Below are 24667 nucleotides of genomic sequence, written 5' to 3'. Positions count from 1 at the left end.
CGGCAACCCCATGAACGATGGCAGGATGTTGCAGTTGCCGGCCAGCGGCCGGCACTACCGGTAGATCCACGCCATGCGTGGATGGAAGCCGGCAGAATCAACCGCCGCCGCCCGCCAGTAGATCCACGCCATGCGTGGATGGAAGCCGGCAGAATCAGCCGCCGCCGCCCGCCTTCCAGTAGTACCGCACCACATGGAAGAACACCGGCGCGGCGAAGCACACCGAATCCAGTCGGTCGAGCATGCCGCCATGGCCCTCGATCATGTGGCCCCAGTCCTTGATGCCACGATCGCGCTTGATCGCCGACATCACCAGGCCGCCCCAGAACCCCATCAGGTTGATCAGCAGCGACAGGCCGAACGCCTGCAGCGGCGTGAACGGGGTGATCCACCACAGCGCCGCACCCAGCGCACTGGCACTCAGCACACCGCCCACGAAGCCCTCCACCGTCTTCGACGGCGACAGCTTCGGCGCAATCAGATGCCTGCCCAGCAGCTTGCCCCAGATGTACTGCAGCACGTCCGAAGACTGCACCACGATCACCAGGAAGGCGAACAGCAGCACGTTGCGCGACGGGTCATGGCCGGGCACGTGCAGGTTCAGCAGCAGCGGCACATGCGAGATGCAGAACACGCAGATCATCAACCCCCACTGCACCTTCGCGGTCCGCTCCAGGTAGTGCGTGGTATCACCGCCAATGGTCGACAGGATCGGCAGGAACAGGAACGCATAGACCGGAATCAACAGCGTGTACATGCCGTACCAGTCGATCCAGACCAGGTAGTACTGCCACGGCAGCACGATGTAGAACGCGGCCAGCAGCGCGTAGTAGTCGCCCGAGCGGGTCGGCGCCAGGGTGATGAACTCGCGCAGTGCGAACAGCGAGATGATCGCGAACAGCACGATCACCCCGGCACGACCGAAGAACAGCGCCAGCCCGACCACGATCGCCATCACCCACCACGCGCGGATGCGCGAGACCAGGTTGGCGATCACCGCGCTGGGCTGCCCACGCTGGCGCCAGCGCAATGTCTCGGCCACCAGCGTGGCCAGCACCAGCACCGCACCCACGCCAGCAAACAGCAGGCCGGTCTGCTGGCCGACACTCTGCGTGGCCAGGTCGCCGGACACATCGATCAGGAAGCTCATGCCCTGCCCCCGTTCGGCGCCAGGTCCAGCAGCGCCTGCCGGCTGCGGGCCAGGAAGGCGGCCTTGTCCTCGTCGGCCTGCAGCCGCAGCGGCGTACCGAAGGTGGCCGTGCACAGCAGCGGCAGCGGCAGGAACCGGCCCTTGGGCATCACCCGCTTCAGGTTGTCGATCCACACCGGTACGAATTCCAGCTCCGGGCGTTGCCGTGCCAGGTGATAGATGCCGCTCTTGAACGGCAGCAGCGGCTCTTCGCCCACGTTGCGGGTACCTTCCGGAAACAGAATCAGCGAGCAGTCTTCGTCCACCGCGTCACGCAGGGCCTGCAGTGGATCCTGCTGGCGATGGCCGGCCTCGCGCTCGACCAGCACGCCGTTGAACACCGCATCGATCAGGTAGCGACGCAGGCCATCGCGCTGCCAGTATTCGGCCGCGGCCACCGGGCGCACCTGGCGCCGCAGTGCCGGTGGCATCGACGACCAGATCAGCACGAAGTCACCATGGCTGGCGTGGTTGCCGTAATACACGCGCCGTTCGCTGGACGGCGCACAGCCGATCCACAGCGCGCGGGCGCCGGTCACTACATGGATCGCGCCACTGCAGGCGCGCGCAATCAATTCAGCGAACATCGGTCCCTCCCGTTCACGTCTGCGGCCACAACACGGCCAGCACCAGCAGTGCGAACTGCACTGCGGTCAGCAGGTACTGGCGCAGCAGCAGGCGACGCATGCCGGCCCAGCGCGCATCCCAGCCGCGCAGCGGCGCGTCGGGCTGCGTGCGGCGCAGGCCACTGGCGTGCAACAGCTGGTCGGTGCGGCGCGCGGCGGCGTCACCCTCCAGGCCTTCATCGCGCAGCAGCTGCAGCAGGCTGGCATCCAGCGCCACCCGCCACGCGTGGTAGATCTGTGCGATGCCCGCGGCAACACTGAGCAGCAACACGCCGGCGGCAATCATCGCCAGGCCAGGTTCGGTGCCGAGCAGCAGCAGCGCCACCAGCAGCAGGCCCAGCGACAGGCCGGCCGGCCAACGGCCCTGCCGCAGCAGCAGCTGCATGGTCGCCAGATCGGGAACCGTACTCACGTGCGTGCTCCCGCTGCAGCAGTGATGGCATGCAGATGCGCCGCGCCCAGCACGACGCCCGGACGTGCCGTGCGCACGATCGCCACCGCGGCATCGGTATCGGTGGCACGACCACTGCGCAGCAGCCAGGCCGCCACACTGGCAGCACTGCGCGAATAGCCCAGCGCGCAACACACCAGCAGCGGTCCGTGCGCGCGCAGCCGCTCGATCGCCTCGGCCGCATCGCGCAGCTGTTCTGGCGTGGGCACCACCAGGTCCAGCATCGGCACGCTGGCATACCCGGCGCCCGGCGCGCGGCAGGACAGTTCGGCACAGGCATCGACCACGCCGACCAAGGGTGCCGGCAATGCAGCGCAGGGAACACGCCCCAGCCATACACCGTCCATCACCGGCACCGGCTGCGGCGCACGCCGCGTCCACAGCCGCGAATTGATCCAGGCTGCGCCCAGGTACGGCGCCAGCAGCCAGCGTGCCGCCATTGCCAGACGTCCATCGGCGCGCTTCTGGAACACCGCCGTACCCAGCCCGGCATAGGCCAGCGCCACCAGCAGCAGCGATACCACCGGCCACAGCAGCCACAACGCCGCGCCACGCAGAAGCACCACCGGCACCAGCAATGCAGCGGCCCCCAGCAGGTACAGCGCTGCCAGGCGCCAACGTTTGGCGTCACGCGCGGTGCGCCAGGCACGCAAGGGTGGCGTGCCCTGCTGCGGCCACAGCCAGACGCACAGCCAACCGGCCAGCAGGCCGGTCGGGATATCGATGAAATGATGCTGGAATGTGGTCAGCACCGAGACGCCGATCAGCAGCGCCCACACATGCAGTACCCAACGCCACACCCCATGCAGGTACTGCGCGAATTTCACCCACAGCACGATCAGCAACACGATGTGCAGTGATGGCGCCTGGTTGAACGGCTTGTCGAAGCCCAGCAGTACATCAAACAACCAGCCGAACACACCGCCGATCTCCGGCCGCTCGAAACTGAAGCGCAGTGGCCACAGCAGGAAGCAGGTCACCGCGATCAACTGTGCACTGAACAACCGCAACGCATGCCGGTCCAGCTCCAACCGTTGCCGGCACAGGAAGAAGGAAACCGCATAGAACAGATCGATCGACCAGTACGGCACGATCGTCCACGGTACGAACGGAATCTGCGTTTCCCATCCGAACGCCATCACCGGCAGTTCGGCATGGCGGCCGGCCATCCAGTTGGCGAAGCCATAGCTGGCGAAGAAGAATGGGCCCAGCAGGGCCAGCCACAACAGGGCGCGCCGCCAGGGGCGCCCCTCTGCGGCCAGCGGGGATGCGGCGAGCGTCGCCATCACTCTGTCCGGCGCGCCAGCGACACCGTGAAGATGCCGAATTCGTCGATACGCTGCGCCACCTTCTCGAACCCGGCCAGGCGCACCAGCTCGTCCATTTCCTGCTGGGTACGGCGGCGCATCACCCACGCGGCGCCGCCACGGTGGCTGGTCAGTGCGCGTGCGATGAACTCCAGCTGCGGGTGCCACGGCTGGCCGGTGTAGGCCAGGTAGCCACCGACCGGCACCGTTGCAGCAATCCCCTGCAGCGATCGCAGCACCGCATCGTTGTCCGGGAACAATTCATACAGCCCCGAAACCACCGCCAGCGTGGGTGCGGGGTCCACGGTCGCCAGCTGCGCGGGATCGAACGCATCGCCCTGTTCGAAGCGGGCAATGTCGGTCGCGCCGAGGCGCTCGATCAGCGCCTTGCCCTGGGTCACGTTCAGATCGCTGAAATCGCGCAGCACGATGCGGTCCGCACGCTGCTCGCCCGTTCCCAACGCTTCCAGCACGTAGCGGCCATGACCAGCGGCCACGTCCAGCACGCGTACCGGCGCGCCCTGCCCGCGCAGGCGCTGGGCGGCATCGCGCAGCAGCTCCTGCAGGTGCTTGCCACGCACGCGGATGCCGCGCCAGCCGATCGCATCCAGATAGTTGCGATCGACCATGCGCCCCAACGGGCCCTTGCCGCGCGCCTCATCGCGATAGATGTAGTCGAGCGTGCTGCCCGAATCGAATCCGGTCTGCAGACCCAGCGCGATGCCTTCGGACAACGTTCCGCCGAAGCGCAGGCCGCCACGTACCACGCGCCAGCGCAGGTCGGCCAGGCTGTTGCGTTCCGGTGGCCAGGCCAGGATCTCCGATTCTTCGAAAGTCGGCCCATGGCGGTGCGCATCGCGCCGCGACAGTTCGCGCAGCGGCTCGGCGAAACGTGCCTGGATGAAACTGCGGATACGCGCCAGCGCCGGCGCCCGATCGCGCTCGCCCAGCGTGTCGTGGAAGAAGCCCGGCAGATGCACGCGCTCCTTGATCGGGCTGGACAGGCGCTCGTAGAAGCGGTCCTGCGGGCCACGGTGCACCACGAAATCCGAGCCGGACACCAGCAGCTGCACCGGCACGCTGATCGCCTGCGCATCGGCGACGATGCGGTCGGCCGCTTCGTACAGGCCCAGCAACACGCGCACCGAGATCGGCCGGGTGATCAGCGGATCGGTGCGGTAGCTTTCCACCCGCGCCGGATCGTGGGTCAGCCACTGCGGCTTGACGTAGCTGTTGACGAAGAAGTTGCCGCGCAGCTTCTGCATCAAGGCCAGGCCCGGGCGTGCGAACGGCACGTACAGCTTCACCTTGAACGCCGGCGAAGCCATCACCAGCGCACGCAGGCGTGGCGCGTAATCGTGCACCCAGGTGGCGGCGACCACCGCCCCCACGCTCTGCGCGATCACCACGATGTCCTGCACCGCGATGCCGTGCTCGGCACCGATGTGGGCGATGAAGCTGTCCAGATCGCGCACCAGCGCCGGGAAGCCCGGGGCATCGCCTCGTGCGCCGGGCGAACGCCCATTACCGCGTGCATCCCAGGCGAAGAAGGCGGTGTCGGGCAGGTCCAGCTCATCGACCAGGTGGGTGACCCGGCCAGAATGTTCATGGCCGCGATGCAGCAGCACGACAGCCTTGGTGGCTGGGGTCGCGGTGGTGCTCGCCCAGTACCGGTAGAACAGCGGTACCTGGTCGAAGCTGTGGAATTCCCGTTCCTGCGCCTGACGCATGCAATCTCCTGATTGTCTTTTTGTATCTGCTTGATTAATTCGGCGAAACCGCCGCTTCCCGCAGTCCGCGACGGACGCGATTGATCATCGTCAGCACGCACAGCACCGCCATGGCCGCGGCCACGCCAGTGACAGTCATCGCAGCCCCCCAGCCGAACGCCAGCAGCAGGCCCAACACGCCGATGACGAACGCGCGGTCGCTCTTGCCCATCGGGCCGTCATAGCGGCGGCTGGCACCGACCATCAGCCCCAGCACCCCGGTGTACTCGCTCAGGGCCGCCGTCCAGGCCAGCAGCCACAGCGCTTCCGGGCGCACGCCCGGCACGCTGAGCAGGCTCAGGTACAGCGCCGCGTCGGCGATCACATCGCACAGCTCGTTCAGATAGGCGCCCAGCCTCGACTGCTGGCCGAACTCGCGGGCCAGCATGCCGTCCACCGCGTTGAGTGCCATGCGCAGCAGCATCCACAGCGGCAGCAGCAGGTACAGCAGGGGCTGGGCCGGCGCGCAGCACCACACGGCGGCAGCCACCAGCAGCGAGACCACGGCGGCGGCCACGGTCACCGTATTGGCGGTGATCCCCATGCGGTACAGACCGCGTACGGCTGGACGCAACAGGTCCTGGAAACGTCCTTTCAATGCATAGATCGACATGATCCGTACCCGCTGATCCTTGGCAGTGCGGGCACAGCCTACCCCATCGTCGGCAGATTCCGACAACCCGGCTCCGGTCCACAGCCCAGCCCCCGGACCGGTCCGGATCGATGTGCCCGACCCGGCCTTACGTCGATTGCCATGGCAAATTGCCCCTTCCAGCGCCCGCCACCGGCCCCCACCGCCTACAATATCGGCCCCGCTCCGCTGCCGATTCTGTCCCATGACTGCTGATCTGTTGCCCGTCCGCCGGGCCCTCCTCTCCGTTTCCGACAAGACCGGTCTGGTCGAGCTGGCCACTGCGCTGGCGGCACGCGGCGTGGAGCTGCTGTCCACCGGCGGCACCGCCAAGGCGATCCGCGATGCCGGCCTGGCCGTGAAGGACGTGGCCGACGTCACCGGCTTCCCGGAAATGATGGACGGCCGGGTCAAGACCCTGCACCCGATGGTGCACGGCGGCCTGCTGGGCCGTTCGGGCCTGGATGATGCGGTGATGGCCGAGCACGGCATCGGTGCCATCGACCTGCTGGTGCTGAACCTGTACCCGTTCGAGTCGGTCACCGCCAAGGCCGATTGCACCCTGGCCGACGCGGTCGAGAACATCGACATCGGCGGCCCGGCCATGCTGCGCTCGGCGGCCAAGAACTTCGCCCGCGTGGCGGTGTCCACCGATCCGTCGCAGTACGCCGAGCTGCTGGCCTCGCTGGAGGCCAACAACGGCCAGCTGTCGGCTGCCACCCGCTTCGCGTTCTCGGTGGCCGCGTTCAACCGCGTCGCCCAGTACGACGCCGCGATCAGCAACTACCTGTCGGCGGTCACCGCCACCGACGCTGCGGTGCCGGCGCGTACCGAGTACCCGGCACAGATGAACTCCACCTTCGTGAAGGTGATGGACCTGCGCTACGGCGAGAACCCGCACCAGAGCGGCGCGTTCTACCGCGACCTGTATCCGGTGCCGGGCACGCTGGCCACCTTCCAGCAGCTGCAGGGCAAGGAACTGAGCTACAACAACCTGGCCGATGCCGACGCGGCGTGGGAATGCGTGCGCCAGTTCGATGCGCCGGCCTGCGTCATCGTCAAGCACGCCAACCCGTGCGGCGTGGCGGTCGGTGCCGGCAATGGCGATGCCTACGAGCTGGCCTACGCCACCGACCCGACCAGCGCCTTCGGCGGCATCATTGCCTTCAACAAACCGCTGGACGCCGCCACTGCCAAGGTGATCCTGGACCGCCAGTTCGTGGAAGTGCTGATTGCCCCGGACTACGAGCCGGCCGCGCTGGAATACGCACAGAAGAAGGCCAACGTGCGCGTGCTGCGCATCCCGCACGGCGATGGCCTGAACAACTTCGACAGCAAGCGCGTCGGCTCGGGCCTGCTGCTGCAGTCCTCGGACAACCGCGGCATGACCCGCGACGAACTGAAGGTGGTCAGCAAGCTGGCGCCGACCGACAAGCAGTTCACCGACCTGCTGTTCGCCTGGAAGGTGGCCAAGTTCGTGAAGTCCAACGCGATCGTCTATGCCAAGGACAACCGCACCATTGGTGTCGGCGCCGGCCAGATGAGCCGCGTGTACTCGGCCCGCATCGCTGGCATCAAGGCCGCCGATGCGAACCTGGTGGTCGAGGGCTCGGTGATGGCCTCCGACGCGTTCTTCCCGTTCCGCGACGGCATCGATGCCGCTGCCGCCGCCGGCATCAAGGCGGTCATCCAGCCGGGCGGTTCGATGCGCGATGCCGAAGTGATCGCCGCCGCCGACGAACATGGCCTGGCCATGGTGTTCACCGGCGTGCGCCACTTCCGCCACTGATCCGCATCACGAAGCCGGGCCCTGCCCGGCTTTTCTCTTCCGTACCCGAGAACCCTGTCCCATGAAGATCCTCGTCATCGGCTCTGGCGGCCGCGAACACGCCCTGGCATGGAAGCTGGCCCAGTCCTCCCGTGTCACCGAAGTGATCGTGGCACCCGGCAACGCCGGCACCGCCAGCGAAGACAAGTGCCGCAACGTGGCGGTGAAAGTCACCGACATCGACGGTCTGCTGGCGCTTGCCCAGGCCGAAGGCGTGGCACTGACCGTGGTCGGCCCTGAAGTACCGCTGGTGGCTGGCGTGGTAGACCGCTTCCGCGCCGCCGGCCTGCGCATCTTCGGGCCGACCGCCGCCGCTGCGCAGCTGGAAGGCAGCAAGGCCTACGCCAAGGACTTCCTGGCCCGCCACAACATCCCCACCGCGTTCTACGCCGTGCACACCGACGTGGACGCCGCCCTGGCCTACATCCGCGAGAAGGGCGCGCCGATCGTGGTCAAGGCCGATGGCCTGGCCGCCGGCAAGGGCGTGATCGTGGCGATGACCCTGGCCGAAGCCGAGGACGCGGTACGTGACATGCTCTCGGGCAACGCGTTCGGCGATGCCGGTGCGCGCGTGGTGATCGAGGAATTCCTCGACGGCGAGGAAGCCAGCTTCATTTCGATGGTGGACGGCGTGCATGCGCTGCCGATGGCCACCTCGCAGGACCACAAGCGCGTCGGCGACGGCGATACCGGCCCGAACACCGGCGGCATGGGCGCCTATTCGCCGGCCCCGGTGGTGACGCCGGAGGTGCATGCACGGGTGATGCGCGAGGTGGTGAACCCCACCGTGCAGGGCATGATCGCCGACGGCATCCCGTTCACCGGCTTCCTCTACGCCGGCCTGATGATCGATGCCAGCGGCGCGCCGAAGGTGATCGAATTCAACGTGCGCTTCGGCGATCCGGAAACCCAGCCGGTGATGCTGCGCCTGCAGTCGGATCTGGTGGAGCTGGTGGAAGCCGCCATCGATGGCCGGCTGGATCAGGTGGAAGCACACTGGGATCCGCGCCCGTCGCTGGGCGTGGTGCTGGCGGCGAAGCCCTACCCGGAAGCACCGATCACCGGTGACGTGATTTCCGGCCTGGATGATGTGCCGGCCAGTGCCAAGGTGTTCCATGCCGGTACGGCATTGGATGCGCAGGGCCAGGTCGTCAGCGCCGGCGGCCGCGTTCTGTGCGTGGCCGCACTGGGCGACAGCGTGCGCGACGCGCAGGCGAATGCGTATGCAGGCGTGGCCAAGGTGACCTGGGCCAATGAGTTCCACCGCAACGACATCGGCTGGCGGGCGATCGCACGCGAGGGCTGAGGTCCGGCGCCGCAGCCACGCATGGCGTGGCTCTACTGACACTGGGTAGATCCACGCCATGCGTGGATTGAACGCCTCGGAAAAACAAAGGCCCGGCAGAACCGGGCCTTTGCTTTACAGGACTGCTTCGAGTCCCTTCCGATCAATCAGGTTAAGCAACTTCAGTGACGGTCCGCTGGGCTTCTTTTCGCCCTGCTCCCAGCTGCGTACGGTGGAAACGCTGGTATTGAGAACTCCCGCAAAGACCGGCTGACTGAGCTGCAATGACGTACGCAGGGCACGTATCTGGGCACTGCTGTACTCAGGCACCGGCTCAAGGCAAAGCGCTTCGTAGCTGCTCAATCGACGTTTATCGATGAAACCATGCGCGTGCAGACTCACAGCGGCATCATGCACCGCTTCAAGAAGCGCACTTTTCGCGCGCCGTCGCTCAGGGGTCTTCGTCATGGTCGATCTCCTGTAGATCCCCGTACTCCACGGCACGATTCAACTGCGCCGCACTCATTTTCAGAAACTCCGATGCGTACAACTGCAGCGCATCGCGTTCCGCATTCGTGATCGCAGCACGCTCATTCTTCTCGTAGCCGAAAAGTAAGAACCAATGCCCGCCTCGCTGTGTGGCGACGATGATTCGAACGCTCCCACGCTTTCCTCGCCACGGCAACGCAACGCGCTTCTTGAAGATTCCGCCGCCAAGATCAGCATCCACCAGACTCGCTTCCATTTCACGTACCGACCGGTACAGCGCAGCGTCGGACAGGGTGGTCCTGCGCATGCTGCGATTGAAACTTCGTGTGAGGAAGACGCGTGGCATGATCATACCGTGCCACTGCGTGGTACAGCGTGAACATCAGCATCCAGCACATGATCAGGTCGGCGCAACCACCGTCCTGGCGTCAGAATAGAGCCACGTCATGCGTAGCTAAGCCCCACAAACGAAAAAGGCCCGGCACTGCTGCCGAGCCTTTCACAATTGCGACGCCTTTCCGCTTACGCGGTGAACAGCGCCTTCATCTTCTTCAGCGCGTTCGCTTCAACCTGGCGGATACGCTCGGCCGAAACGCCGTATTCGTCAGCCAGTTCCTGCAGGGTCACCTTGCTGTCCGCATCCAGCCAGCGGCGGCGGATGATGTCGCGCGAGCGCGCATCCAGCTCGGCCAGGCCTTCGCGCAGCAGCTGCATCTGGTTGTCTTCGCTGTCTGCACGTTCGTAGGCCATCGACGGGTCTTCGTCGTTGGCAACCAGGTACGCAGCCGGCGACGGCGGCGCGTGTTCGTTGTCTTCGTCGGCCGGCGCATCGAAACCGATATCGCGACCGGACAGGCGCGACTCCATTTCCATGACCTCGCGCTCGGACACGTTCAGGTCCTTCGCCACCGCGCTGACCTCAGCCGCGTTCATCCAGCCCAGGCGCGTCTTCGACTTGCGCAGGTTGAAGAACAGCTTACGCTGCGCCTTGGTGGTGGCGACCTTCACGATGCGCCAGTTCTTCAGGATGAACTCGTGCATCTCGGCACGGATCCAGTGCACGGCAAAGGAGACCAGGCGCACGCCCATGTCCGGGTCGAAGCGCTTGACCGCCTTCATCAGGCCGATGTTGCCTTCCTGGATCAGGTCGCCCAGCGCAAGGCCGTAGCCGTTGTAGCCGCGGGCCACGTGCACCACGAAGCGCAGGTGCGAATGCACCAGCTCGCGGGCGGCGTCGAGATCGTTGCCGTCGCGGAAGCGACGGGCCAGGTCCTGTTCGTCATCGACCGACAGCACCGGGATCTGGTGCACGGCACCGATGTAGGCGTCCAGCGAACCGAGCGCACTGGGAATCGGGAGATTGTTTGCCACAAGGGCAGTAGAGGTGTTCTGGCTCATAGGCACCCATCTTAGCAGTCCGGCATTTGGACTGCTAAAGGAGGAAAAAGTTCCAGCATCCTATTGATGCAACACTGGTCCCAAACAGAGCCCTACCGTAGCGCGATTTGATGACAGTGGCGAGCACGCTTTTCGGGATTCACAATCCCTTGGAATTCAATCAATTACCTGCTGGAAATCGGCCGATTCCGGTCAAGCGGAGCTGAACGGGCCGTTCTTGAGGCCCATTCAGGCCAGAAGACGTTGCCGGGTGTTCAGGCCCGAAGGCTGAGGGCCGCACCTTTACTACTAAGAAACCCGTTGACAGCCATCCGGCGACATGCTCCGATGCATCAACTAATTCATACGTAGAAGCGCATGGCCCGCCCTGTCTCGCAGAATCCCACCCCCGCCGAGCAGGCCATCCTCGACATCCTCTGGGACAAGGGCGAAGCGTCCGTCCGCGATGTGGCGGATGTGCTCGGCGAACACAAGCCGGTCGCGTACACCACGGTGCTGACCATGTTCAACGTGCTGGCGAAGAAGGGCTTTGTCAGTCATCGCCAGGAAGGTCGCGCCTACATCTATCACGCCACGCTCAGCCGCGAGCAGGCCCGCCGGCAAGCGCTCGACCATCTGCTGCATCAGTTCTTCGACGGCTCACCGAACGTGTTGGCACAGCACCTGGTGGACGAACGCGAAATCGACCGCAACGAACTGCAGGCACTGCAGCAGCGCATCAGCGATGCCAGGGCCGGGAGGAAGGAATGAACCTCATCGACATGGCGATGGCTCTGGGCCTTCGGCAGTTGCTGTTGTCTGCCGTTGTGCTGCTGCCCGCGCTGTGGCTGGCACGGCGGCGGGCCCTCAGTGCCGAACAACGCTCCTGGCTGCTGACCGCCGCGATGGCAGCGGCCCTGCTGTTGCCGCTCAGCGCCTTCCTGCCGGGCTGGTCAACCACCCTGCCCGCACCGGCGCCACCCGCCGCCGCGTTCCACCCCATGCCCGGCGAAGGCGCAACGGCGGGAGAGGCCATCTTCGAAGCTGGACGGCAGCCCGACATCTATTACGTCGAACTACCGAAGACCCTGCCGACAGTGCTTGCAGTGGTGTGGCTGCTGGGCACCCTGTGGCTGGGCATGCGCCTGCTGGACGCGATGCTGCATGCGCGCCGGCTGCGGCGGCTGGCACAACCGGCGTCCGCCGGACTGCGCGCGGTCCTGGCCGACATCGTGCCCGCCCACGTGACGATCGCCACCTGCGCCGTCGACGGGCCGATGGTGGTCGGCCTGTGGCGCCCGCAGATCCTGCTGCCCCGCCCCTTGCTGGCACGGCTGGACAACAACGTGCTGCGCGACATCGTCCGCCACGAGGTTGCACACCTGGATCGACGCGATCTGTGGACAAGCACGCTGCTGCGGGCGGGAACAGCACTGTTCTGGTGGAATCCACTCCTGCACCTTGCCCAGGCACGCCTGGCGCTACTGCGCGAAATGGCCTGTGATGCACGCGCTGCGATGCAGGCACGCGAACCGCTGGACTATGCAGGCTCGCTGCTGGCCGGTATCGAACAGCTTCAGGCCCTGCGCGAAGAGGCGCCGACGCTTGCACTGGGCATGTTCAGTGCACGCAGCCAGCTGGCGCAGCGCATTGACCAACTGCTGGACGCCCCGTCGTACGCCCCTCGGCGCCGCAGTCTGTTGATGCTGTGCCTGCTGCTTCTGCTGGCCTGCGTCGGCACCGCGGTGGCTGTCTCACCACGACTGGCCTCACCAGCGGCCAGCACCTCCGATACGCGCGTCAACACTCTGCTCCAGGCCGCCAGCACGCATGACGTCGCGCAGGTCCACGCGTTGGCGGTGGCGGGCGTCGATCTCGATGCGCGCGTGCTCGGCGATGGCACGGCGCTGATCCAGGCCATCCGCGCACGCGATCCGGTGATGGTCGACGCCCTGCTGCAGCTGGGAGCCGACCCTGATCGCGCTGCGCTGGGCGAAGGCAATCCGTTGATCGTCGCCTCCGCGCTGGGCCTGCAACCCATCGTCGAGCAGCTGGTGCAGGCCGGTGCAGACGTCAACCGGGTCGTGACCTATGACGAGACGCCGCTGATCAATGCCTCGCGCGAAGGGCACCTGGTCACCGTGCAGTACCTGCTCGCGCACGGCGCCGATATCAACCTGGGGGTGGAAGCCGACGGCTGGCTGGGCCGCTGGCGGACACCGTTGAACCAGGCCGGCACCGCGGCCGTACGCGATTACCTGCTGACGCAGGGCGCCCGCCGCGAACGACGCTGACTCCGCCGCCGCATCGCCTTCTGCGCTGCGGCGGCAACCTGTTCCACCCGCAACGATCGGACGCGGCAGGCGTGCGTGGCAACGCCTGCGCCGATCCCAACCCTCTTCCACTCCCGCAAGGATGTCGATGATGAACCGCCTGTTGCTGTGTTCGCTGCTGGTCTGCCTGACCCCGTTCCACGTGATGGCCACTGACGCCAGCGCTGAAGACGCTGCGCGCTTTGCCCAGGCAATGGCCCATGGCCTGCGCCCCAGCACCGCGCAGCTGGGCGCGGCGCTGCCGCAGTGGTCGATCGAGGAACGCCTTGCCCATTACAAGGTGCCGGGTGCCGCCGTTGCGGTGATCCGCGATGGCAAGGTGGTGTACGCCGCCGGATACGGCCTGCGCCAGGCGGGCACGCACGACGCGGTGGATGCCGATACCGTGTTCTCGGTGGGCTCGGTCAGCAAGATGGGCGCTGCGGCGACCACCCTGAAGCTGGTTGCTGCCGGCAAGGTCTCGCTGGAGGAGAACATCGATCCACGCCTGCGCCGCTGGCATGTGCCTGCCGATGCGCAGGGACTGCACCCGCCGATCAACCTGCGCATGCTGCTGTCGCACACCGCCGGCTTCAATGTGCATGGCTTCCAGGACTACCAGCCCGCCGAACGCTTGCCGACCTTGCTGCAGACACTGGATGGACTGGCGCCTGCAAAGAATGAACCGATACGCCTGATCCACGCGCCCGGCCAGCAGGTCGACTATTCCGGTGGCGGCTACACGGTGGTGCAGCTGGCGATCGAAGACCTGACGGGCAGAGCATTCGCCGACGTCGCACGTCGCGAGGTGTTCGCGCCACTGGGCATGTCCCGCAGCACGTACCAGAGCCCCTTGCCTGCCGGCTACGGCAACGTTGCCCATGCGCACGACAACAAAGGCCTGCCGGAGGCCCTGCCGCGCGGCTGGCAGAGCTTTCCGGAACAGGCGGCGTCCGGGCTGTGGACCAGCGCCAACGACATGGGCCTGTTCGTCGCGGCCCTGCTGCGCAGCATCCGCACCAAGGATGGATGGCTGCCGCAGTCATTGGCCCTGCAGATGGTCAGCGAAGTGGCGCCGGCCGGTCGTGGCCTGGGACCGGAGCTCGCCGGCAACGGCGCCAGTCGCCGCTTCTTCCACAATGGCAGCAATGACAGCTATCACGCCGGCATCGAAGGCTACCCGGAGAGCGGCGATGGATTCGTCATCCTGACCAATGGCGACAACGGCCCCGCACTGCGCGGGGAAATCCGCAATGCCCTTTCCGACGCATTCGGCCACAATGCCAAACCAGTCATCCGCACGCTTGACCCGGCGCTTCTGCGCGACAGCTACCCAGGTTTCAGCGGCCACTTCGTACTCGATGGCGCGCTGCCGATGGACGTCCGCGGCGGTCTCGCTGACTGGTTCGAAGCCACGACGTTGGACGTACAGGCAGGCCAAGCGGGACTGGAACTGCGCCTTCCAGGACGGGGCAAGGCCGTCATGCTCCAGGCACTGACCCCTGTTCGCTTCCTCGCCGGCAGCGTAGGTGCGGAGCTGCTGTTCCACCGTGGTGGCGACGGCACGGTCCAAGCCCTCAGCGTGATTGCCGAAGGCGCGCGTGCCTACTATCGGCGCGCGGATATCGCGCCAGCAGCGGGCCATTGATCCATCGCTGGCGGCGCCGGGCTACTGCCCGGCCCGCTCAGAGCGCCGAACGCGGCGGCAGCGACCAGTCGATCGGGGCCTGGCCGCGGCGCTGCAGGTACTCGTTGGCCATCGAGAAATGCTGGCAGCCCAGGAAGCCGCGGTGGGCCGACAGCGGCGACGGGTGCGGCGACTTCAGCACACGGTGGCGGCGGGTGTCGATGACCTTGCCCTTCTTCTGCGCGTACGCCCCCCAGAGCATGAACACCAGGCCGTCGCGTTCGCGGTTGAGCACATCCACCACGTGGTCGGTGAAACCTTCCCAGCCACGCCCCTGGTGGGCACCGGCCTGGCCCTCTTCCACCGTCAGCACGGCATTGAGCAGCAGCACACCGCGCTGCGCCCACGGGATCAGGCAGCCATGGTCCGGACGCGGGATACCGAGATCGCTCTCGATCTCCTTGTAGATGTTCAGCAGCGACGGCGGCACCGGCACTCCGGGCGCCACCGAGAAGCTCAGCCCATGCGCCTGACCGCGGCCGTGGTACGGGTCCTGGCCGAGGATCACCACCTTCACCTGCTCGAACGGCGTGGCATCGAACGCAGCGAAGATCTGCGGGCCGGGCGGGAACACCGCCGCACCGCTGGCCTTGCGCTGGCGCAGGAAGCTGGACAGCTCGCGCATCTGCGGCTGCATCAGGTAATCGCCGACATGCTGCTTCCAGCTCGGCTCGAGCTGGATCGTCGGGGTGCCGGCTACTTCATCAATCATCACGCCACTTCATCGAATCAGGGGTCCATCGTTCAACCGGGCCAGCCGCAGCTGGAACAGCACCTTGGTGACCAGCAGGCGCTCTTCGATCGGCTTGAGCACCAGGTCGTTGGCACCGGACTGCAGCAGCCCGGTCTGGTTGTGCGGGTTGCCATCGCCGGTCATCACCAGCACCGGCAGGCGACGCTTGCCGTAGCCGAAGTCCACGCGCACGCGCTGCACCACGTCGCGACCGCTCAGTTCGCCCTTCAGGGTGACGTCGGTCAGCACCAGGTCGATGCGGTGGCGACTGCGGCCCAGCGACTCGGCAGTGAGCAGGGTGAACGCCTCTTCGGCGCTGACCACGTGCAGCACGTTCAACTGCTGGCGTTCCAGCATGCGCTTGGTAGCCTCGGCGACCACGCGGCTGTCCTCGATATAGAGGATGGTGGCGCCGGGAATGGTCTGCGGCTGCACGTAGCCGCGGATGAAGGTCGCCAGTGCCTCGTGGCCCAGCGCCTTGTCGAAATAGTCGGTGACGTACTCGGTGAAGCGGCGCTGCTCCAGATGCTGCTGGGCATCGCCGGAGACCACGATCACCGGCACATAGGCCTGGCCTGCGGCTTCGCGGACCATCCGCGCCAGTGCCAGGCCGTCGCCATCACGCAGGGTCAGCGAGGTGGTCACCAGATCCACCGGGCCCTGCGCCAGCGCCAGCTGCGCATCCTCGATGCTGTCGCAGCCGATCACTTCCACGCCCGGCAGGTCGCGCTGCAGGACGTCGGCGATCAGTTTGCGGACCAGCTTTGACCCATCGACCACCATCACCCGCGTCGCGGGCCCTTCAAGGTGCTTCAGCGCTTGCGGTTGCATGCCGGTCTCAGGTGTCGGTCGGGCGGGTCTGGCGAAGGAAATGGCCGGTCACCAGCCACGCGCCCAGCCAGCCCAGCAGCAGTGTGCCGAGCAGGACCAGGCTGCCATGCAGCAGGTCCAGGCCGTGCAGCACGAACGGGCTGCCGTAGCTGCGCGAGAGTTCGGCCAGCGGCACGCGCAAGGCGGCGCCGGCCGCAGCAATCAGGGCCAGCGCCACCGCGCCGGCACCCAGGCCATACCACGCGCCCAGGTACAGGAACGGGCGGCGGATGAAGCCATCACTGGCGCCGAGCAGCTGCAGCACGCCGATCTCTTCGCGGCGGGCCTGGATGTCCAGGCGCACGGTGTTGCCGACCACCAGCGCGGCGCCCACGCCGAGCAGCACCGACAGCACCTGCACCAGCCGCGCACCGAACGCCAGCCAGGCATCCAGGCGCTGCCGCCACAGCGCATCGTGCTGCACCAGGTCGGCCTCGGGCAGGCTTTCCAGCGCGCGCGCCAGGCGTGCGTCGTCCTTGCCCTGGCCCGGGGTGATCACCAGCAGCGAGGGCAGCGGGTTGTCGTTGAGTGCATCGATCGCCTCGCCGAGGCCGGCATCGCGCAGTTCCTGCAGGCCCTGCTCCGGCGTGCGCACGTTCACTTCGGCCACGTCATCGCGATCGCGCAGCTGGCCGGCCAGGCGAAGCGCGCCGGGACCATCGACGTTGCCCTTCAGGAACACGTTGATGTCGCGCGACTGCTGCACGCTGCCGGCGAACTGCTTGAGGTTGTCCAGCGCGATCGACAGGCCCAGCGGCAGGGCCAGCGCCAGCGCCATGACCATCACCGTCAGCAGGGTCGCCCACGGCTTGCGGCAGGCGCGGCCGAGGCTGAACACCACGCTGTGCACGTGGTGCTGGAACCAGACGCCCACACGCGACGGGGCGGCGGCTTCGCTGTTTTCGTTCTTCGCCATCGATTACTCCGCCAGGTCCTGCGGCGAGATGTCATCCACCAGCCGGCCGTGGTCAAGGATCAGCACGCGCTTGCGCATGCGGCGCAGCAGCGGCAGGTCGTGACTGACCACCAGCACGCTGGTGCCGCGCGCGGGCAGCTCGGCGAACAGGGCCATGATCTCCGCCGCCAGGGTCGGGTCGAGGTTGCCGGTCGGCTCATCGGCCACCAGCAGCTTGGGCTCACCGACAATGGCGCGGGCGATGCCGACGCGCTGCTGCTCACCGGCCGACAGCTGCGAGGGCAGCGCCTTCTCGCGATGGCCCAGGCCCATCCGCTCGAGCACCGAGCGCACGCGCTTGTTGATGTCGCTACGGCGGGTGCCGCGCAGGATCAGCGGCAGCGCCACGTTCTCGGCAATAGAGCGGTCCATCAGCAGGCGGTGGTCCTGGTAGACCGCGCCGACCGCGCGTCGATGGCGGGGCACGTCGCCACCGCGCACCTTCAGCAGGTTGCGCTCGTCGAACACCACCGCGCCGCGGCTGGGCCGCTCGTCCAGGTGGATCAACTTGAGCAGGGTGCTCTTGCCCGCACCGGAATGGCCGGTGACGAACAGCATCTCGCCCGGCGCGACCTCGAAGCTGACATCGGTCAGCGCCTCGTGGCCACCGGCGTACTGTTTGCTGACATTGTCGAAGCGCAGGACACTCATGCCCCGATTATGCAGGACCGGCGCGACGTCGTGGAGACGGTCGCGCCATCGGTAGTGCCGGCCGCTGGCCGGCAGCTTCGTGGGTTGCCGGCCAGGGTGGGTGCCGACCGTTGGTCGGCACACCGGTCAAGGTCCCCCGACCCCCGGTCGGGTGCTATCCGCTGATCGGCAGCGCCGATCAGCTGCCCGACAGCATCCGGCGGATCTTGCGGCCGATGCGGGTCAGGAACGAATCGCCGGTATCAGCAGCCGTGCGCACCGGCTTGGCCACCACCTGCACCGGGGTGACCGGGCTGGCGCCATTGCCGGCGGCGTTCTGCACACCCTCGGCACCTTCGACCGGACGGCCGTGGCGACGACGACGGCGCTTGCGCGGCTTGTGCTCACCGTCCACCGCACCTTCCGGTGCGCCTTCAGCACGCGGCGGGCGCGGCGGACGCAGGGCCTGCGCGGCAGCGCCTTCGGCACCGGCGGCCGGGGCGGCAGCGCCCTGCTCGCCTTCCACGCGCGGCTTGCGCGGGCCACGCGAACGGCGCTCGCCGCTGCGCTCACCGTCGCGGCCACCGCGGCCACCACCACTGCCGGAACGGCCGCCACTGCGGCCACCGCCACGGCGCTCTTCCTCGGCAGCGCGGGCTTCGCGCGCTTCGCGGAAGATCTGGCCGACGCTTTCGTTGTCCTCGCCTTCCTCGCCCGCAGCCGGGGCCGGGCGTTCCGGGCGCGGCAGCGGGGTCAGCAGTTCCTTGGTGACCGGCTCGGACGGAATCTTCTGCTCGATGTAGGCCTCGATGTCCGGCAGGCCCATCGCGTAGCGTTCGCAGGCGAAGCTGATCGCATCGCCCTCTTCGCCCAGGCGCGCGGTACGGCCGATGCGGTGCACGTAGTCTTCGGCGTCGAACGGCAGGTCGTAGTTGTAGACGTACTTGATGCCATCGATGTGCAGGCCACGCGCGGCCACGTCGGTGGCCACCAGGATTTCCAGCTGGCCCTTCTGGAAGCGGTTGAGCAGGCTCTCACGCTTCTTCTGCGGGACGTCGCCGGACAGCACGCCGACGCGGTAGCCGGCCTTTTCCAGCGAACGGGCGACGCGTTCGACGAACACCTTGGTGTTGACGAAGACCATGGTGCGCGCGCCTTCGCTGCGCGACAGCAGGCCCAGCAGCAGCGGGATCTTCTCGTCGTCCGCCGGGAAGTAGATGCGCTGGCGCACGCGCGCGGCGGTGATGGTCTCGGCTTCAACCACCAGCTTCTGCGGTTCGTTCATGTGCTCGTAGGCCAGCTCCAGCACGCGGTGGCTGAGGGTGGCACTGAACAGCAGGGTCTGGCGGGTGGTGCGCTCGGGCATGCGGCGCAGCAGGAAGCGGATGTCCTTGATGAAGCCCAGGTCGAACATGCGGTCGGCTTCGTCCAGCACGCAGATCTCGCAGGCGTGCAGCGAGACCACCTTGTGCTGCTTCACGTAGTCGATCAGGCGGCCCGGGGTGGCGATGATCACGTCCACGCCCTGCTGCAGCAGTTCGCGCTGCTTGTCGTAATCCACGCCGCCGTAGACCAGGGCGAAACGCAGGCCCAGGTCGGAACCGAACTTCACTGCATCCTTGTGGATCTGGATGGCCAGTTCGCGGGTCGGGGCGAGGATCAGCGCGCGCGGATCCTCCGGCTTGCGGTCGGCCAGGGCCGGACGCGTCAGCAGGCGGTTCACGACAGCGACCAGGAAGGCCAGGGTCTTGCCGGTGCCGGTCTGGGCCTGGCCGGCAACATCACCACCGGGCAGCGCGACCGGCAGGGTCAGCGCCTGGATCGGGGTGCAGCGGGTGAATCCGGCTCCTTCAAGGCCGGCCTGCAGGGCCGGATGCAGCTCGAAGGAGGAGAAGGTCAAATCGGTCAGCGGTTTGTCGCTCATGAGTCCGTCTTGGTATGGCCGCCGGCCCGTGGGGCGGCTGGCACTTCATCGTCTAGGGGCACCGTCGCAAACTGCGGCCCCTGCGGCGGGTTGGCAGGCTGGGACCACCCGGTCCGCGCGCCGCACAATGCCCCAGTTTAACGCACTCGGGCCGGCAAACCGGAATGAGCTGTCTCATAAAGTCAAGAGACGGCACCCTTCACCCAGCCACACCGGACTTGAACGGCCCTGCCAGGGCCGCTGGTATCGCCCGCTGCCAGCCCCATGTACAGGAAGACAGTGAAATCCGACACATACCAGGCATCGAAGCGATCACGATACGCTGGGTTCCAGCCGGCGCCTGTCCCCGCCCTGCGATAGGGGTACACTGCCGGCCGTGAGCGTCCAGGCATCCCGCCGAACGCACCGCGGCAGTGCGCCGCGAGGCAACGACGAGGGTCGCGCCACCGGGCATGGCCCAGTTCACCCACCTCCGGCATGGCCGGGTGCAATCCAAGACGAGAAACCAAGATGAGCGACAAGGTTGTACATGTCGGCGACGCCGACTTTGATAGCGCAGTGCTGAATTCCAAGGAACCGGTGCTGGTCGATTTCTGGGCCGAGTGGTGTGGCCCGTGCAAGATGATCGCCCCGGCGCTGGACGAACTGGCCGATGCCTACCAGGGCCGCGCCAAGATCGCCAAGGTCAACGTCGACCACAACCGTGCGCTGGCCGCCAAGTACCACGTGCGTTCGATTCCGTACCTGGTCGTGTTCAAGGACGGCGAGAAGGTCGGCGAGCAGATCGGTGCGGTGGGCAAGGCCCAGCTGGCCGGCCTGCTGGACAAGGCCCTGGCCTGATCCTGCTGTTCTCCGGCAGCCGCCGACCGCGGCTGCCGGCGGGCGCCCCGCGCCCATGATGAATGCTGTTCCCGGCGACCCTTGCGTGGCGCCGCAGGCCGATGATAGTGTCGGCATATCCGGCCGCGTTCGCGTGCCGCACCCTCTGGACGCAGTTTCTTCCAGACCCATTCCCAACGTTCGCCGCCCCAGCCGGGCGCTCGCACCTTCAAGCGAGGAATAACGCTCTTGTCCGATAACACTTCCGAAACCGGCAGCGCCGATGCGCCCGCCGAAAAGCGCGTGCGCAAGCCCCGCGTGAGCAAGGCCGCCGCTCCGGCAGCCGCCGAAACCAGCGCCGCGCCGGCGCAGCCGACCCTGCCGCTGGCCGCCGCGCCCGAGGCACCGGCTGCTGCCCCTGCACCGAGCGCGCCCGCCGCCGAGGCCCCTGCCAGCGGTGGCGAAGGCGGTGAGGGTCGCGAATCCGGCCAGCCGCGCCAGCAGAACCACCAGGGGGGCGGCCAGAACCAGGGCCAGAACCCGTACAACCAGAACGGCCAGCAGGGCCAGGGGCAAGGTCAGGGCAACCGCCGTGACCGCTTCCGCAACCGCCGCGACCGTGACCGCAACAACCGCTTCCGCGACGATGGCCTGCCCAACGACGGCGGCGAGCAGCAGCCGTTCGTGCCGCGCCCGCACGCCAACGTACCCGAAGGCTTCCCGGTCTACTCGCTGAGCGACCTCAAGCGCATGCCGGCACAGAAGCTGCTGGAAATCGCCGAGCAGCTGCAGATCTCCGAAGGCGTGGCCCGTGCCCGCAAGCAGGACGTGATCTTCGCCCTGCTGAAGGTGCTGACCCGCCACGGTGACGGCGTTGCCGCCGATGGCGTGCTGGAAATCCTGCCGGACGGCTTCGGCTTCCTGCGCGCGGCTGAAGCCAGCTACCTGGCCGGCCCGGACGACACCTACATCTCGCCCAGCCAGATCCGCCGCTTCAACCTGCGCACCGGCGACCACATCTCCGGCCGCATCCGCTTCCCGAAGGACGGCGAGCGCTACTTCGCGCTGAACATCGTCGACACCATCAACGGCGAGCCGATCGAAGCGTCGAAGAACAAGGTGCTGTTCGAGAACCTGACCGCACTGTTCCCGCGCCGCCGCTTCACCCTGGAGCGCGGCAACGGTTCGTCGGAAGACATCACCGGCCGCATCCTCGACCTGATGGCCCCGCAGGGCAAGGGCCAGCGCTCGCTCATCGTGTCGCAGCCGAAGGCCGGCAAGACCATGATGATGCAGCAGGTCGCCACCGCCATCACCACCAACCATCCGGACGTGCACCTGATCGTGCTGCTGATCGACGAGCGCCCGGAAGAAGTGACCGAAATGCAGCGCACCGTGCGCGGCGAGGTCATCAGCTCGACCTTCGACGAGCCGGCCGCGCGCCACGTGCAGGTGGCCGAAATGGTCATCGAGCGCGCCAAGCGCCTGGTCGAGCACAAGAAGGACGTGGTGATCCTGCTCGACTCGATCACCCGCCTGGCCCGCGCCTACAACAACGTGGTGCCGAGCTCGGGCAAGGTGCTGACCGGTGGTGTCGACGCCAACGCCCTGCACCGCCCGAAGCGCTTCTTCGGTGCCGCGCGCAACGTGGAAGAAGGCGGCAGCCTGACCATCATCGCCACCGCGCTTGTCGACACCGGCTCGAAGATGGACGAGGTGATCTACGAAGAGTTCAAGGGCACCGGCAACAGCGAAGTGCACCTGAGCCGCCGTATCGCTGAAAAGCGCGTGTTCCCGGCCATCGACATCAACCGTTCCGGCACCCGCCGCGAAGACCTGCTGATCGAACCGGAGCTGCTGCAGAAGATCTGGATCCTGCGCAAGCTGCTGCATCCGATGGATGAAATGGCCGCGATGGAGTTCCTGCTGGACAAGATGAAGAACACCAAGTCCAACGACGAGTTCTTCGGTTCGATGAAGCGCTGATCCCTGGCGCTGCATCAGAAGAAACCTGCCGCTCGCTGCGGCAGGTTTTTTTTTGCCTGCAGGGCGACGCACTTCACTTCGCTGGCGCCCGCTTTTGGCGATAATCCGCGCGATACCCTGCCCGGCCCCGTGGGCCCGGCCACCGATTCCCGCTGTCGCCCCTTCCGGAGAACCGGTCGGGTCCAGCCTCCTGCCGGATCCGTCGACGCATGCGAACGCTGTCTCCCCGCCTCAACCTGGGCAAGCTGATCCTCGCCCTGGCCCTGCTCAGCGCCATCATCGCGCTGGCCAACACCCTGCTGGCCAGCTACCGGGTGCAGCGCGACCAGCTGGTCGGCAATACCCTGGAAGCCAACCGCGTCTACGCCACCAAGCTGGCCGAGACCACCCAGAACTTCCTGCTGGCCGCGCAGCAGCAGCTGGCCTATGCCGCGACCCGCCTGGGCGAGGACGACCTTGATCCGAAGCAGGCCCAGGATGAAGCCAGCCGCCTGCAGCTGCAGTCCAGCAGCTTCAACTCCTCGCTGGTGGTGGATGCCGACGGCCTGGTGATCGCCACCTCGCCGCAGACCCTGCAGCTGCAGGGTGAGGTGCTGCACAGTGTCGGCAACAACGCGGCACTGGCGGCGCGCCAGCCGATGATCAGCGATCCCTATCAATCGGCCACCGGCAAGCTGCTGGTGTCGCTGTCGCACCCGATCTTCGACCGCGAGGGCCGCTATCGCGGCTATGTCAGCGGCACCCTGTACCTGCGCCAGCGCAGTGCACTGCACACGCTGCTGGGCAAGCACTACTACCGCGACGGTTCCTACCTGTACGTGGTGGACCGCAATGGCCGCCTGCTGTACCACGCCGATAGCAAGCGGGTGGGTGACTACGTGGTCGGCAACCCGGCGGTGAAGGCCGTGGTGCGCGGAGAACGGGGCGCACAGCAGGTACGCAACAACCGCGGCGTGTCGATGCTGGCCGGCTATGCACCGGTGGCGGCCACCGGCTGGGGCATCATCGCGCAGCGCCCGACCGAGGCCACCCTGCAGCCGCTGTCGCGGTTGATGACCGCAGTGATCTGGAATGCAATTCCACTCGGCCTGCTGTCGCTGCTGGTCACCTGGTGGTTCGCGCGCCGCATTTCGATGCCGCTGTGGCAACTGGCGCGCAACGTGCAGGGCGGCGAGGACACCGGCAACGCGATCAACCACGTCAGCGGCATCCGCGCCTGGTACTTCGAGGTCGCCCAGCTCAAACAGGCGGTGCTGCACAGCTTCAATGCGCTGCAGGATCGTATCGGCACGCTCAACCGTGCCAGCCGCACCGACCCGCTGACCGGCCTGCTCAACCGCCGCGGGCTGCAACAGGCGCTGGATGCGCTGCAGGTGCAGGGCATTCCGTTCGCGATCCTGGCGCTGGACATCGATCGCTTCAAGTCGATCAACGACAGTTACGGGCATGACGTCGGCGACAACGCCATCGTCCACATCGCCGACCAGATGCGCCGCTACTCGCGCGACAGCGACATCCTCTGCCGCGCCGGCGGCGAGGAGTTCCTGCTGCTGCTGCCGGGCATCAGTACTGAATCGGCCCGCCAGGCCGGTGAACGCCTGCGCCAGCACATCGCCGACCATCCGTTCGAACCGGTCGGCACCATCACCGTATCGCTGGGCGTGGCCCACTTCCCCAGCTTCCACGTCGACGCCGAGCAGGCATTGCGGCTGGCCGACAAGGCCCTGTACATGGCCAAGGAACAGGGCCGCAACCGGGTGGTGGTCTACCCGTACGCGGACTGACGCGGAGCCGGGCTG

General features: G+C 67.0%; 22 protein-coding genes. 8 read left to right on the top strand and 14 right to left on the bottom strand.

All coding sequences use genetic code 11. From position 1 onward, the window contains the following. Positions 1–154 precede the first annotated feature (154 nt). Genes ABE423_RS07900 through ABE423_RS07875 form a run of 6 tightly spaced genes read right to left on the bottom strand, consistent with a single transcriptional unit; the run spans position 155 to position 5955 of the window. The gene (locus ABE423_RS07900) at positions 155–1150 is read right to left on the bottom strand and encodes a phosphatidate cytidylyltransferase (RefSeq protein WP_032129555.1); all 996 of its coding nucleotides are present in this window, start codon (positions 1148–1150) and stop codon (positions 155–157) included. After that, entirely contained in the window at positions 1147–1776 is a 630-nt protein-coding gene (locus ABE423_RS07895) for a lysophospholipid acyltransferase family protein (RefSeq protein WP_032129554.1), read from the bottom strand. Before ABE423_RS07895 ends, ABE423_RS07900 begins: the two co-directional genes overlap by 4 nt. Before the next feature lie 13 nt (positions 1777–1789). Next, positions 1790–2227: a hypothetical protein gene (locus tag ABE423_RS07890; RefSeq protein WP_121504256.1), complete on the bottom strand. Its 438-nt coding sequence runs from the start codon at positions 2225–2227 to the stop codon at positions 1790–1792. Next, positions 2224–3552: a phosphatase PAP2/dual specificity phosphatase family protein gene (locus tag ABE423_RS07885; protein WP_346485666.1), complete on the bottom strand. Its 1329-nt coding sequence runs from the start codon at positions 3550–3552 to the stop codon at positions 2224–2226. Before ABE423_RS07885 ends, ABE423_RS07890 begins: the two co-directional genes overlap by 4 nt. Then, positions 3552–5303: a bifunctional alpha/beta hydrolase/class I SAM-dependent methyltransferase gene (locus ABE423_RS07880; RefSeq protein ID WP_346485664.1), complete on the bottom strand. Its 1752-nt coding sequence runs from the start codon at positions 5301–5303 to the stop codon at positions 3552–3554. The genes ABE423_RS07885 and ABE423_RS07880 overlap by 1 nt, the downstream gene beginning before the upstream one ends. A gap of 34 nt (positions 5304–5337) precedes the next feature. Next, a complete protein-coding gene (locus ABE423_RS07875; RefSeq protein ID WP_071229372.1) occupies positions 5338–5955 on the bottom strand; it encodes a CDP-alcohol phosphatidyltransferase family protein in 618 nt (205 codons plus the stop codon). A gap of 223 nt (positions 5956–6178) precedes the next feature. Between ABE423_RS07875 and purH the strand changes: the two genes are divergently transcribed. Together purH and purD are read left to right on the top strand one after the other, a co-directional pair. Further along, a complete protein-coding gene (gene purH / locus ABE423_RS07870) occupies positions 6179–7762 on the top strand; it encodes a bifunctional phosphoribosylaminoimidazolecarboxamide formyltransferase/IMP cyclohydrolase (RefSeq protein WP_049423484.1) in 1584 nt (527 codons plus the stop codon). 61 nt (positions 7763–7823) lie between these two features. Continuing rightward, the gene (gene purD / locus ABE423_RS07865) at positions 7824–9107 is read left to right on the top strand and encodes a phosphoribosylamine--glycine ligase (protein ID WP_253145258.1); all 1284 of its coding nucleotides are present in this window, start codon (positions 7824–7826) and stop codon (positions 9105–9107) included. Between the two features lie 114 nt (positions 9108–9221). Here purD and ABE423_RS07860 read toward each other — a convergent pair whose 3' ends face one another. The 3 genes from ABE423_RS07860 to rpoH form a co-directional block, all read right to left on the bottom strand. Further along, positions 9222–9554 (bottom strand): DNA-binding transcriptional regulator, encoded by a 333-nt coding sequence (locus ABE423_RS07860; RefSeq protein WP_019338970.1) that lies wholly within the window; start codon positions 9552–9554, stop codon positions 9222–9224. Then, positions 9538–9921, bottom strand: coding sequence for a type II toxin-antitoxin system RelE/ParE family toxin (locus tag ABE423_RS07855; protein ID WP_185749979.1), 384 nt, complete (start codon positions 9919–9921; stop codon positions 9538–9540). Before ABE423_RS07855 ends, ABE423_RS07860 begins: the two co-directional genes overlap by 17 nt. A gap of 176 nt (positions 9922–10097) precedes the next feature. Beyond that, positions 10098–10973: an RNA polymerase sigma factor RpoH gene (rpoH, locus tag ABE423_RS07850; protein ID WP_180838257.1), complete on the bottom strand. Its 876-nt coding sequence runs from the start codon at positions 10971–10973 to the stop codon at positions 10098–10100. 357 nt (positions 10974–11330) lie between these two features. Between rpoH and ABE423_RS07845 the strand changes: the two genes are divergently transcribed. The 3 genes from ABE423_RS07845 (at position 11331) to ABE423_RS07835 (ending at position 14912) form a co-directional block, all read left to right on the top strand. Next, positions 11331–11723 carry a BlaI/MecI/CopY family transcriptional regulator gene (locus ABE423_RS07845; RefSeq protein WP_032129544.1) on the top strand — a complete coding sequence of 131 codons (393 nt, stop codon included), beginning with the start codon at positions 11331–11333 and terminating at the stop codon, positions 11721–11723. Then, the gene (locus ABE423_RS07840; protein ID WP_346485660.1) at positions 11720–13246 is read left to right on the top strand and encodes a M56 family metallopeptidase; all 1527 of its coding nucleotides are present in this window, start codon (positions 11720–11722) and stop codon (positions 13244–13246) included. Before ABE423_RS07845 ends, ABE423_RS07840 begins: the two co-directional genes overlap by 4 nt. A gap of 130 nt (positions 13247–13376) precedes the next feature. Continuing rightward, on the top strand, positions 13377–14912 hold the full coding sequence (locus ABE423_RS07835) for a serine hydrolase domain-containing protein (RefSeq protein ID WP_346485659.1): 1536 nt from the start codon (positions 13377–13379) through the stop codon (positions 14910–14912). Between the two features lie 37 nt (positions 14913–14949). Here ABE423_RS07835 and ung read toward each other — a convergent pair whose 3' ends face one another. From ung to rhlB, 5 genes are all read right to left on the bottom strand, one after another. Then, a complete protein-coding gene (gene ung / locus ABE423_RS07830; protein ID WP_049400766.1) occupies positions 14950–15663 on the bottom strand; it encodes a uracil-DNA glycosylase in 714 nt (237 codons plus the stop codon). Positions 15664–15672: 9 nt separating this feature from the next. Beyond that, positions 15673–16515, bottom strand: a complete 843-nt coding sequence (locus ABE423_RS07825) for a response regulator (protein ID WP_032129540.1) — start codon at positions 16513–16515, stop codon at positions 15673–15675. 7 nt (positions 16516–16522) lie between these two features. Continuing rightward, a complete protein-coding gene (ftsX, locus tag ABE423_RS07820; protein WP_010481047.1) occupies positions 16523–17470 on the bottom strand; it encodes a permease-like cell division protein FtsX in 948 nt (315 codons plus the stop codon). A gap of 3 nt (positions 17471–17473) precedes the next feature. After that, complete coding sequence (gene ftsE, locus ABE423_RS07815) at positions 17474–18160, bottom strand: cell division ATP-binding protein FtsE (protein WP_032129538.1); 687 nt, start codon at positions 18158–18160, stop codon at positions 17474–17476. Positions 18161–18338: 178 nt separating this feature from the next. Further along, positions 18339–20063 (bottom strand): ATP-dependent RNA helicase RhlB, encoded by a 1725-nt coding sequence (gene rhlB, locus ABE423_RS07810; protein WP_346485658.1) that lies wholly within the window; start codon positions 20061–20063, stop codon positions 18339–18341. 510 nt (positions 20064–20573) lie between these two features. Here rhlB and trxA point away from each other — a divergent pair. From trxA to ABE423_RS07795, 3 genes are all read left to right on the top strand, one after another. Continuing rightward, complete coding sequence (gene trxA, locus ABE423_RS07805; protein WP_005411275.1) at positions 20574–20903, top strand: thioredoxin; 330 nt, start codon at positions 20574–20576, stop codon at positions 20901–20903. Positions 20904–21131: 228 nt separating this feature from the next. After that, positions 21132–22868: a transcription termination factor Rho gene (gene rho / locus ABE423_RS07800; RefSeq protein WP_346485657.1), complete on the top strand. Its 1737-nt coding sequence runs from the start codon at positions 21132–21134 to the stop codon at positions 22866–22868. A gap of 209 nt (positions 22869–23077) precedes the next feature. Continuing rightward, positions 23078–24652: a sensor domain-containing diguanylate cyclase gene (locus ABE423_RS07795; RefSeq protein WP_125895641.1), complete on the top strand. Its 1575-nt coding sequence runs from the start codon at positions 23078–23080 to the stop codon at positions 24650–24652. Positions 24653–24667: the final 15 nt, after the last annotated feature.

Origin of the sequence: Stenotrophomonas sp. TWI1409 (genome assembly GCF_039673015.1) — a bacterium.
In the GTDB taxonomy this organism is placed as follows: Bacteria; Pseudomonadota; Gammaproteobacteria; order Xanthomonadales; family Xanthomonadaceae; genus Stenotrophomonas; species Stenotrophomonas maltophilia_A.
This window is presented reverse-complemented; position numbering and strand designations above follow the sequence as displayed.